The following is a 10788-nucleotide window of genomic DNA, read 5'->3' as shown; positions in this document are numbered from 1 at the left end:
AGTCCGGCATTTAAAACCCTCGCCGCGCATCCTCGCGCTGACCTCTTCCGAAAGCCCGGAAAGCCTGCTTTTGATCATCCCGTCATCCCGGGTATCGCGCTCAAAAGTAATTTCATTGCTTATCGACCTGGTCCGGCTTTCAGCCGCGACTTCGTCTTCATCGATGCCCCGGGAGATCCTCCAGAACCACAGGCCGTTCTTGCCGAATAACGCCGCCAGGTCCTTAATGTCCTTGTCGGCGAGATCGCCGATAGTCCGTACCCCTATCTGGTTTAACAGGGCTTTCGCTTTTTCGCCCACCCCGGATATCCTGCCGACATCCAGAGGCCGCAGGAATTCCATCATATTCTCAACACGGACTTCCACCAGGCCATCCGGTTTTTTCAGGTCAGAGGCGATCTTGGCAGCCATTTTTGTCGGCGCCAAACCCACGGACGCGGTCAACCCGGCCTCTTCCTTTATCCGGGATTTCATTAACCGGCACGCCTCATAAGCCGTGCCGAAAAGCTGATAAGAATCGCTGATGTCCAGGAACGCCTCATCTATACTGACCCGCTGGATAACCGGTGTAAAATCATAAATAATGGTGAATATCTCGTCGGAAACCCGGGAGTATTTTTCCATATCCGGGCGAAGATAGACCGCCTTGGGACACAGCCTGTAGGCAGTCGATATCGGCATGGCCGAATACACCCCGAATTTACGGGCTTCATAAGAGCACGTGGAGACCACGCCCCTGCCTTTGCCGGATCCGGGGTCAGCCCCGATGATAACCGGTTTCAGCCGGTATTGCGGATTATCCCGCTGTTCCACGGAGGCGAAGAACGCGTCCATATCGATATGGACGATATACCGGGGTTTATTCATAATATTTATCGGGCCTGCAGATAGACGAACCGTATGACGAACAACAGCGCCAGCAGATATACCAACCAGGGGACTTCTTTGCCTCTTCCGCTGAATAATTTAAGCGCGCTGAAACTTATGAAGCCTATAGCCAGGCCCGATGCGATGCTAAAGGTCAAAGGCATCAGAATGATCACCAGGAAAGCCGGTATAGATTCAGTATAATCCTTCCAATCTATCTTGACCACAGACCGCATCATCATACTGCCAACAATGATCAATGCCGGGGCGGTCACCGGGTGCAGTGTCTGGCCCGCGGCGTTAACAAACCCTCCCCCGACCATCTTGATCAGAGGATAGAAAAAAATAGCAAGCAGGAAAAGTAACCCGGTAACTACAGAGGTCAAGCCGGACCTCCCTCCGGAGGCTATGCCCGAAGCGCTTTCAATATAACTGGTCACTGTCGGTGTCCCGCAGGCAGCGCCCACGCAAGTGCCTACGGCGTCGGAAAGCATGGCCCTTCCCGCCCGGGGGATCTTGCCATCCTTCATCAAACCTCCCAGTTCAGCCACTCCGGCAAGCGTCCCCATTGTGTCAAAAATATCCATGAACAGAAATATAAAAACAATCGATAACAATCCCAGATTAAATGCCCCGACAAGGTCCATCTTCATAAAAGTAGGCTGCATGGAAGGCGGCAAGGAAACAACACCCTGGTATTTCACCAGGCCGAGTAAAACCCCGGTCACGGCATTTATAAGTATCCCCCAGAGCATCGCCCCTTTTATCCGCTTGGTCATCATTACCCCGGTCACAATCAGGCCGAAAACGACCAAAAGAGACGGAAGGTTCGTTAAATTCCCCAACGTGACCAGCGTGGACGGATGGCCGACTATAAAACCTGCGTCAATCAATCCCACAAAAGCGATAAGCATCCCTATGCCGCAGGCGACCGAATAGCGCAGAGAAGCCGGGATACTGTTTATTATCGCCTGCCTCCACTTGAATAGCGTCATCAGGATGAAAATAATGCCTTCAATAAAAACACAACCCAAAGCCACCTGCCAGGAAATACCCATTGTCAGGCAAACGACATATGTAAAAAAGGCATTCTCCCCCATTCCGGCTGCCAGGGCTATGGGATAATTAGCGTATAATCCCATCATGATAGTAGCCGCGGCAGCGGATAAACAGGTGGCCATGGTCGCGGCCCCGAAATCCATGCCGGTCTGGGCGATCATCGACGGATTGACAAAAATAATATAAGCCATGGTCATAAAGGTGGTCCCCCCGGCGATGACCTCCGTACGAATATCGCTGTTCAGGCTTTTTAGCTTGAAGAAACGCTCTATCAATCCGCGCAACCCTTGCCATCCTTTCTGCGGCCCTTTACTAAACGCCTGGCGGGCTTTAATATCCGTTTGGCCAGCAAACGGACACACCTCTCATCCTTGCGTATATATTCCAGGTCGGGGTCTTTAAGCATATACTTAAAGTCGTCGTAACCAAGGTCAATAGCCTTTTCCAGGGCCTCCAGGCAAAGCTCGGCTTCTTTTAAAAGCGAATAATCACAGGCCAGGTTATAATGGACGGTCTCATCGTCCGGCCGCAGCATTGCCAGCCTCGTATCCACCTTAAGGCCTTTGTCATAAAGCCCCTTGCGGGTATAATTCTCCCCCAAGGCTATGAGCGCCTCAATAAAATCGGGTTTTTTCTCAAGCAGCCCTTCAAAAAATCTTATCTCGAAATCCAGGTGTTTTTTCATTTTATTCTTTCATATATTTTAACTGGTTGTTCACCATATTATAATCCCCGGCAATAAAAAACCCAAGCAAAAAACAACTTGGGCATATTTTAGCCTTTAAATCTTCCGGGATCCCTGTATTATTTTTTATTCATACCGCAGCGCTTCGATAGGATTGAGCTGGGCCGCTTTCTGCGCCGGCCATAAACCGAAGATCACCCCGACTACCAGGGAAAACACTGTAGAGATCACCACTGAAAATACTGAAACCTGAACCGCCCAGCCGGCAAAGATCTTCATACCGGCGGACGCGCCGATGCCCAGGATCACCCCGGTGATCCCGCCGATAAAAGACATCAGAACCGATTCGATCAAGAATTGGACCATGATATCCTTGTTATCCGCGCCGATCGCCTTGCGCAATCCGATCTCCCGGGTGCGCTCGGTAACCGAAACCAGCATAATGTTCATTATCCCGATGCCCCCGACTAACAACGATATTGCGGCGATACAACCTAACAACATGGACAAAGTCGACATGGTTGATTCCAGGGTGCTTTTTATGTCCGACATATTGCGGATATCGAATGATTCCGTGGGATCACCGGTGATATGATGCTGTTTGACCAACGCCCGGCTGACCTCTTCCTGAGCGGCTTCTATCTTGTCGGTCGCTTGCGCTTCGACGTACATGCTATCCACATAATCCTTGCCCAGGACCCGGTACATGGCCGTGGTAACCGGGATGATCACCGTATCGTCCTGGTCGCGGAAACCGCCCGCGCCTTTTGTAGGTAGAATACCTATAACCTTGAAATTGATCTGGTTTATTTTTATGGTCTCCCCGACAGGATTACCCTCTCCGAACAGGTTGGTGACCACGGTAGTGCCCAGAACAGCCACTTTTTCCCGGGAACGTAATTCTCTTTCGTTGAAAAACCTGCCTACCGTGGGTTTAGCCGCGCGCATATCCGGATAATCTGTGCCCACGCCTTCCAGCTGGGTATTAGTGTTGTTGCCGGCGTAAACCAGCTGGACCCGGCTTTGCACTGTGCCGTAAGCCATCTTCACACCGGGAAGTTTCCTGATTATATCCACATCATCAAGCGAGAACCTGGTGGTGGTCGATTCCAGAGCCACAGCTCCGGACCTGGCATGCGCGGGATGGATCATTAAAAGGTTCGAGCCCAAAGAAGCCATCTGCTGGGCGATCGAGGCCTTGGCCCCGCTTCCCAAAGCCAGCATGGCGATGACCGCGGCTACGCCGATAAGAATACCTAAAATAGATAAGACCGAACGCATTTTATGGGAGATCATCGCGCCAACCGCCTGATGGGCGTAATCCAGGAACTTCATCTTTCCCGAGGCCTTGCGGTGTTCCTCAAGCGTCTCATCCACTCCCCTCTGCGCGGAAACGCGCCCCGGGGAATCCGATAAAACCCGAGGATCAGAAGGAACAGCGGGCGCTGCGGCGGGTTTCGATTTCTGGTCCAAGCGTTCATCTGAAATGATCTTTCCATCGCGCATATGGATGATCCGTTTGGCCTCTTGGGCGATCTCCGGTTCGTGAGTGACCAGGACCACGGTCTTGCCCTTGGCGTTCAGCCCCTTGATGATATTCATGATCTCAGTCTTGCTCTTGGTATCGAGGTTACCGGTAGGCTCGTCGGCAAAAAGGATCACCGGGTCATTGACCAGCGAGCGGGCGATAGCCACCCTCTGCTGCTGGCCTCCGGATAGTTCGTTGGGGCTGTGCTGGATCCTATCCGCCAATCCCACTCCAACCAGTTCCTGGCGGGCCTTTTCCCGCAAATGCCTTTTTCCCGCGTAGATCAACGGCAATTCCGCGTTTTCCAGCGCGCTCATCCTGGGCAAAAGGTGAAACTGCTGAAAGACAAAACCGATCAACCCGTTGCGCACCACAGCCAGTTCCTTATCCAAAAGACGGGTGATTTCCTTGCCTTGCAGATAATAAGTTCCGCTGTCCGGCCGGTCCAAAAGGCCCAAAATATGCATAAGCGTGGACTTGCCTGAACCGGAAGCGCCCATGATCGCCACAAATTCGCCGTCTTCGATCTTAAGGGTTACCCCGTCCAGGGCCTTGACAGCCACATTGCCCATGGTATAGGTCTTATTTATATCTTTTATCTCGATCATTTTCGTGGTAGATCTTACATCGGCGGGCCTGAGTCCCCGCTTTGTTTTTTGCCGTTGGCATCAGTTTTCGTGGTTTTCTTCATGCTGGGCATAAATGGATTCTTACCCAGAGTCGATGATGTAAGCAATTCGAATTTTTTGGATTTGACGATCACGGTATCGTTAACAGTCAGCCCCGAGGTGATCTCCACGTTCTTATCCTGGGTCATTCCCAAGGTAACCGGATTCATCACCAGTTCTTTGCCGTTTGAACCGCGCATCAACACATAACTCTGATTATTCTCGGTAGTCACCGCTTCTTCAGGAATAAGCAGGGCGTTCTGCCTGTCTTCTACCACAAAATCCACGTTGGCACTCATCCCGGAGCGGAAGAATACCGGGATATCATCAGGAAGGATGTCCACCTTGTAAATGGTCACGTTATTCACCGTCGACGATTCATAATAAATATGATCCACTACGCCTTTGATCTTAGTGTCCTGATAAGCGTCCAGGCTGACTATGGCCTGCTGACCGACCTTGATCTTGCCGATATCCGTTTCATCCACCTCAGCCCTGACTATAAGCTTATCCGAAATAACCAGTACCGCTGTGGAAACAGTCACCGTCTGTCCGGGTTGGACCGTAGCGACGATGATCTCCCCGTCGATAGACGCGACCAAAGCAATAGGTTTATAAACCTCCTGCCAGTATTTGACTTTTTCCTCGCCCTGGCCCTGAGCCGCGTCAAGCAAAGCGGCGCGTTCCGTGGAGCTCATCCAACCCAGGGTCTGGCCTTTCTTGACCTTGTCCCCTTCCTTAACCAGGATGCTCTCGATCCTTCCGGCCACCGGCGGGATTATCTCCAGGCGGTTCTTAGGCAGGACATCGCCGGTAGTGGATACCAGGGTCTGGATCGAACCGGTATGCGGGCTTATTTCCTTTAGAACCTCGGTCGCGCTATTCCTGGGCCGCGCAAAGAGCACTGCGCCTGCGGCGATCGCCGCGATAAGAATCAACCATATAAAGAATTTCTTTTTATTATTCATATTCCAGCGTCTCTCCTTTCGCCATGATCCAATTCGCCTCAGCCAGCAATGCCTCAGCCTGAGCGTTTAAATAAGATCTTTTGGCGCTAACCAGGTTATCTTCAATGATAGTCCAGCTATCGAATGTAATTGTCCCTATGGAATACTGCGCCTCGGATATTTTTGAACGCTCTTCCGTGGCCAGCAGGGATTTTTTCTGCACTTCCACGTTATCGATCGCCTCGAGTAAAGACGCGCGGTACTGTTCCAGGGTGGCGATGACGCTATCCTGGGCGCTGCGAATATTCTCTTTGATCTGGTTTAACGAAGCCTCTGCCTGGGCCACCTGCGCGGCCCTCAGCCCGCCCTCAAATATCGGCATGCTTAAAGAAAACCCTACGCTTTTTGCCGTCGTCTGCGGCAGGAACGTCGTCCCGGACTTGCCGGCACTGGCGTTAACCGAAACAGACGGCGCGTAATTTCCGTAAACGGAACGCAGATTGAATTCAGCGGCGTTCTTTTGCGCGACCAGCTTAAGGACCTGAGGATTTCTTTCAGCCAGAGCCTCCAGGTCAACCTGCTCCAGGGCAGTAGACTTCACAGTAAAATCAGCGTTGACCTTCAACTCCGCCCATTTATCCCTGCCGAGTTCCTTGATCAGGTTCCGGCGGCAGACCTGAAGGTCATACACAGCGGCATTGATATTGTATTGCGCCTGCGCCAGGTTCGCTTCGGCGGTCAACAGCGCGCCTTTATGCTCCAAACCTGATTCGTAACGCAAAGTGATCAACTCCAGGTTGCCCCTGCGTATTTCATATATCTCTTGGGTGATGCGGATCATCTCCTGGGCCTTAAGCAGATTCACAAACGCGGTCCTGAGCGCCTGGCGGACTCCGGAAGATGTATAGCGGAAACTGTATTTTGCCGCCTGGATGTTCTCTCCCGCGGCTTTAACATCGTTGATCGTTTTCTTGCCGTCAAAAACCAGCTGGGTCCCGGTCAACGATGTGGAGTAACTGTCAACCGAACTCTTTCCCGCTGTCTTGGATGTTGAACCGCTGACAGCGGCGTCAACCTGAGGGTATTCCCCGCTGGCCGATATCTTTTTAGCCGCCTCGGTCTCTTTTACCGCCTCGCTCGCGGCTATCAGGTCAGGATGGTTGCGGGCCGCTTCCTTTATACAATCTTCCCAGGTCAATACCTCTTCAGCCCGGGCAGATGGAACGCCGGCAGCAAAGAACAACAAGGTTACAAGAATAACTGTTTTGCTCTTAATCATGTATGCTCTTCTTTATCTGGGCCAGAAGCCGCTCATGCTGTGCCAGAAAACCCTTAAAATCGGCGACAGGGACGAATCCTATAGGGCCTCCGTTACCGCCGATCACCAGCAGTTTGTCGCCCGGGGCAAGGCCGTATTCCTGGCGCAGTTTTGCCGGGATGGAGACCTGGCCGCGCTCGCCGACTGTTACTGTGCCGTATACCTTAGGCACCGGTGGAAGTTTTTTCATATACCTCTCCTGCTTGAAGTATGTTTTGTATGCTTTACATGAAGAATATAACATATCATACTTAACATGTCAAGCAAAAAAACGCAAGACCGGGCCTTCCAACCATATCGCAATAAACAGGTTGCAAAACCCGGTCTAGTCTCAAAACCATCCGGAACCATTTACGCATCGATCAGGCGCTAAGGCGCCTCAAATAAAAAAAACGGCCCGACACGTTAGTATCGGGCCGCTGATATTGCGAAGATTATAACTTCACAACCTTTGAAGCCTGTTCACCTTTGGGTCCCTGAGTTATTTCTAACTCAACTTCCTGGCCCTCAGCAAGAGATTTGTATCCCTCGCCCTGGATCACGCTGTGATGTACAAATACATCATTACCGGATTCAGGTGTGATGAAACCATAACCCTTCTGGTCTGAAAACCACTTTACTTTTCCTTTTACCATTGCCATTGTCTGTTACCTCCTTTTCTCTAGATTTATAGTAAACCACCGATAGAAATCGCGTCCATCTTGACCTCTTCCGATTTCCAGCGGTCAAACAATGGCAAGAAACAAAAAAAGCCGAAAGGCTAGACTTAGTTAACCGCTTCGGCTTCCCAACTTCTAATCTTTATCTACTACAGAAGGAAGTATAACACAAACCGGCTACTTGTCAACCACTATTTTTCGCCTTTAATACATCTGGTTTTTAGGCAATGACTCCCGCAGGAACTTCAGCCTGTCCATCACCAGATCGCTGTCCACATCAACGAACTCTATGCCTATCCGGAAAACATCCCGGCCGTTGCGTTTCCAGGGATGGGCGTATTTGATCCTGCCTTCGCCTCTTATGGTATTTTTGAATAATTTTCCGCTCACAATGAACTTCACCGGCGTATTCAATTCGATCATCTTGGGAGAATACACGCCCGCCCCTTTAAAGCTGATATCCACTAATTCGGTCTTGACCAGCTCTGCCCCCTGGCCGTGAGGATGGACAAGAACCTCTCCTTCTACGATGAAGCGAGTGAACAATCTGTTCTCAGGCATGCCTCCTCCTGGTGGTTATATGCGCGCTTAACGCCTTGCGGTTATTTATCTTCCTCCAGAAAAATTATCCTGGTCAGAATCATCCGGCCGGATGATTCCGCAAATTCGGCGATACTGTCCGGATCATCCGTGGAATTGACCGGCCGGAAATTACCGGCGTATTCCCAGAGGTTGGCCGCCTTTTTAAAAAACACCGGCACCGCGCTCTTCTGTTGCCAAAAGATCTCCGCCTGCTGCTGCACTCCCGGGCCCTGGCCTACCAAAACCACCTTGGGGATACCCGGCCCGTACTTCTGGCTAAGGCACGCGTAAAGGACTTTGCCGTTCTCATTAGGCAGATAATCCTGCACAGATCCGCCTCCCGCCAGATCGCGGATCTCCTGGCGGGTATATGTCCGGCCTAACATAAAACTCATTTTACTCCCGGGCCGCCGGAACCGCGCTTAATATCTTTCTGCAGGTTGAGCACAATATCCTGCAGGGCCTCGCTATCCAATTTTCTGAATTCCATCCCGTACCGGAAAAGTTCAGTTCCTTTTCTCAGGATCTTTTGCACGGAAACTATCTTGGCTTCGCCCCGCAGACGCACGCCCAGTTCATTATTCAAAAGCAGGAATATAATGTTGTCTTCTTTTTTAAGCTGTTCTTTACTGCAAAACCCGCCGCCCTTAAAACTTAAGTCCAGCAGTTCGCCTTTGATCGTCTTAACCCCCCCCTGCAGCCTTATCTGCACAAGTATCGTACCGGCGACAAGGAACCTGGCGAAAAATCTGTTTTCGGCGCCCATAATCATCCTTTCTCCCTCAATCAGGATTCTTTATTCTACTTTCGTATCCTTGGTAAGCTCGCCATAACGGCTGCAATAAGCGGTTATGACAAGGGAATCGCCTTTTTTAAGGCCGGGTATCTCGAGTTCCAGACTCTGATAATTGCCTGTCTGGGATATAAATTCATCCGTTTTCACCTCTGCGCCGTTCACTCTTACGACTACTTTCTTTATATAATGCGAAGCCGGCTCGGATACAGGGTGGTACACCTTGATATTCACGGTTTGCGCGTTTACCGCTATTGTAATACCATAGGGGCTGTGCGGGTAGGCAAATGAAACAATCGACAAAACCATTACGAATGACAGAAAAATAATTTTTTTCATTCAACCCTCCTTATTTACCGGGTTATCCTGAGATTTATTATACCGCTGTCAAATAAAAAACCCAAGCCATAATTAAGCCCCGGGGTTGAATAAACGGCCATCACTTTCCATCCAAACATCCATGCCCCGGCCTATCGCACTTTATATCCGGACTTATGTAATTCCTGCTCCACCTGATCGCAATGGTCTCCTTGCAATTCTATGCTATAACCGCACACTGACCCGCCGGCGCCGAAACGCTGTTTCAGCCCTCTGGCCAATTCTTCGAGGCCGGCATGGTTTAAAGGCAGCCCGGAAATCACGGTCACCCCTTTGCCTTTACGGCCTTTAGTCTCATACCTGATCCGGATAACCCCGTCGGTCTTAGAGACAGTTGTTTTACCCCTAATGCGGCATACGCACCCGCCGGCAGGCTGGCCGCACTCCGGACAGATCTTTCCTTTATCAGTAGAATAAACAAGCCCTTTATCCATATGGCTCATTATACTGCCGCGGAATAAGAAACCAAAGTCAAAAATTAAGGCATACCCGGACAACCGGGAGCTACTGTAAAAGCGAGCGGCCGGATCAATCGATCAGTTTTTCATCCTTAAAGCTGAAATACCCGCCGCTGCCTATGATCAAATGATCCAGGACCTGGACTTGCAGGGTATTCCCGCAAGTCACCAGATCACGGGTAAACGCGATATCTTCTTCACTCGGCTGGCACTCTCCCGAAGGATGGTTATGCACGCAAATGATCGACGCGGCAAAACTCTGGAGCGCATAGTGAAAAATCTCCCTTTTTATAGGATATGCCTGATCCACGGTCCCTTCTTCCAGGTCCGCTATATCGATTATCCGGTTCTGAGGGTTCAAAAACACGACCTTAAAAACTTCCTTTTTAAGGTCGCGCAACCTGGGCATAACAATCTCAAATACTTCCCGGGAAGAACTTATCTTATTCCGGGTATCTTTTATTTTCTCCTCGACCATCCTTTTGCCGATCTCTAAAGATGCTTTTATCTGCGCCAGCTTCGCCGGGCCCAGCCCCTTGAACCTTTTCCAATCACGGATATCCGTATGGCTCATATTGCGGAAAGTCTTGAATTTCGCAATGATCCCGCGGGCCAGATCAATGGCGCTTTCGCCCTTTGAACCTGTGCGCAGGATGATCGCCAGCAGTTCCGAATCACACAACGCAGCTTCTCCGTGCCTGAATAATTTTTCACGGGGGCGCTCATTAACAGGCCAATCCCTGATCGTATTATTAGCCGGACCATTCGATAAACTTTTTTCGCCCATTATAATTATCCTCCTTTGAGCGCTGCCTGCTCCCGAATACCTGCCGCGTTGCAGGGGAT

14 protein-coding genes are annotated in these 10788 nt (G+C 50.7%); all 14 read right to left on the bottom strand.

Going from position 1 to position 10788, the window contains the following annotated elements; all coding sequences use genetic code 11:
- The coding region (dinB, locus tag M0R35_07080; GenBank protein ID MCK9595419.1) for a DNA polymerase IV at positions 1–867 on the bottom strand (867 nt) is incomplete at its 3' end.
- A gap of 5 nt (positions 868–872) precedes the next feature.
- Complete coding sequence (locus tag M0R35_07075; GenBank protein MCK9595418.1) at positions 873–2210, bottom strand: NCS2 family permease; 1338 nt, start codon at positions 2208–2210, stop codon at positions 873–875.
- Positions 2198–2611: a hypothetical protein gene (locus tag M0R35_07070; protein MCK9595417.1), complete on the bottom strand. Its 414-nt coding sequence runs from the start codon at positions 2609–2611 to the stop codon at positions 2198–2200. The genes M0R35_07075 and M0R35_07070 overlap by 13 nt, the downstream gene beginning before the upstream one ends.
- Before the next feature lie 126 nt (positions 2612–2737).
- Entirely contained in the window at positions 2738–4747 is a 2010-nt protein-coding gene (locus tag M0R35_07065; GenBank protein ID MCK9595416.1) for an ABC transporter permease, read from the bottom strand.
- 14 nt (positions 4748–4761) lie between these two features.
- A complete protein-coding gene (locus tag M0R35_07060; protein ID MCK9595415.1) occupies positions 4762–5775 on the bottom strand; it encodes an efflux RND transporter periplasmic adaptor subunit in 1014 nt (337 codons plus the stop codon).
- Entirely contained in the window at positions 5768–7033 is a 1266-nt protein-coding gene (locus M0R35_07055) for a TolC family protein (GenBank protein MCK9595414.1), read from the bottom strand. The genes M0R35_07060 and M0R35_07055 overlap by 8 nt, the downstream gene beginning before the upstream one ends.
- Positions 7026–7262, bottom strand: coding sequence for an AbrB/MazE/SpoVT family DNA-binding domain-containing protein (locus tag M0R35_07050; protein ID MCK9595413.1), 237 nt, complete (start codon positions 7260–7262; stop codon positions 7026–7028). The genes M0R35_07055 and M0R35_07050 overlap by 8 nt, the downstream gene beginning before the upstream one ends.
- A 244-nt stretch (positions 7263–7506) precedes the next feature.
- A complete protein-coding gene (locus tag M0R35_07045) occupies positions 7507–7707 on the bottom strand; it encodes a cold shock domain-containing protein (GenBank protein ID MCK9595412.1) in 201 nt (66 codons plus the stop codon).
- A 228-nt stretch (positions 7708–7935) separates the two neighbouring features.
- The gene (locus tag M0R35_07040; GenBank protein MCK9595411.1) at positions 7936–8292 is read right to left on the bottom strand and encodes a PilZ domain-containing protein; all 357 of its coding nucleotides are present in this window, start codon (positions 8290–8292) and stop codon (positions 7936–7938) included.
- A gap of 41 nt (positions 8293–8333) precedes the next feature.
- On the bottom strand, positions 8334–8708 hold the full coding sequence (locus M0R35_07035) for a hypothetical protein (GenBank protein MCK9595410.1): 375 nt from the start codon (positions 8706–8708) through the stop codon (positions 8334–8336).
- Positions 8705–9079 (bottom strand): PilZ domain-containing protein, encoded by a 375-nt coding sequence (locus M0R35_07030; protein ID MCK9595409.1) that lies wholly within the window; start codon positions 9077–9079, stop codon positions 8705–8707. Before M0R35_07030 ends, M0R35_07035 begins: the two co-directional genes overlap by 4 nt.
- A gap of 30 nt (positions 9080–9109) precedes the next feature.
- On the bottom strand, positions 9110–9445 hold the full coding sequence (locus tag M0R35_07025) for a hypothetical protein (protein MCK9595408.1): 336 nt from the start codon (positions 9443–9445) through the stop codon (positions 9110–9112).
- Positions 9446–9576: 131 nt separating this feature from the next.
- Complete coding sequence (locus tag M0R35_07020; protein MCK9595407.1) at positions 9577–9927, bottom strand: stress response translation initiation inhibitor YciH; 351 nt, start codon at positions 9925–9927, stop codon at positions 9577–9579.
- A gap of 85 nt (positions 9928–10012) precedes the next feature.
- On the bottom strand, positions 10013–10788 hold a 776-nt coding region (gene radC / locus M0R35_07015), incomplete at its 5' end, for a DNA repair protein RadC (GenBank protein ID MCK9595406.1).

The sequence above is a fragment of the Candidatus Omnitrophota bacterium genome, from assembly GCA_023227985.1.
Lineage (GTDB): Bacteria > Omnitrophota > Gorgyraeia > Gygaellales > Profunditerraquicolaceae > JALOCB01.
Note: the sequence above shows the minus strand (reverse complement) of the source record. Positions and strands in the feature narration are given on the sequence as shown.

Bases quoted from the DNA above. Each gene is read 5' to 3' on its own strand.
- M0R35_07045 (MCK9595412.1), bottom strand. From the start codon at position 7,707: ATGGTAAAAGGAAAAGTAAAGTGGTTTTCAGACCAGAAGGGTTATGGT.
- M0R35_07050 (MCK9595413.1), bottom strand. From the start codon at position 7,262: ATGAAAAAACTTCCACCGGTGCCTAAGGTATACGGCACAGTAACAGTC.
- M0R35_07030 (MCK9595409.1), bottom strand. From the start codon at position 9,079: ATGGGCGCCGAAAACAGATTTTTCGCCAGGTTCCTTGTCGCCGGTACG.
- M0R35_07065 (MCK9595416.1), bottom strand. From the start codon at position 4,747: ATGATCGAGATAAAAGATATAAATAAGACCTATACCATGGGCAATGTG.
- M0R35_07020 (MCK9595407.1), bottom strand. From the start codon at position 9,927: ATGAGCCATATGGATAAAGGGCTTGTTTATTCTACTGATAAAGGAAAG.
- M0R35_07055 (MCK9595414.1), bottom strand. From the start codon at position 7,033: ATGATTAAGAGCAAAACAGTTATTCTTGTAACCTTGTTGTTCTTTGCT.
- M0R35_07040 (MCK9595411.1), bottom strand. From the start codon at position 8,292: ATGCCTGAGAACAGATTGTTCACTCGCTTCATCGTAGAAGGAGAGGTT.
- M0R35_07070 (MCK9595417.1), bottom strand. From the start codon at position 2,611: ATGAAAAAACACCTGGATTTCGAGATAAGATTTTTTGAAGGGCTGCTT.
- M0R35_07035 (MCK9595410.1), bottom strand. From the start codon at position 8,708: ATGAGTTTTATGTTAGGCCGGACATATACCCGCCAGGAGATCCGCGAT.
- M0R35_07060 (MCK9595415.1), bottom strand. From the start codon at position 5,775: ATGAATAATAAAAAGAAATTCTTTATATGGTTGATTCTTATCGCGGCG.
- M0R35_07025 (MCK9595408.1), bottom strand. From the start codon at position 9,445: ATGAAAAAAATTATTTTTCTGTCATTCGTAATGGTTTTGTCGATTGTT.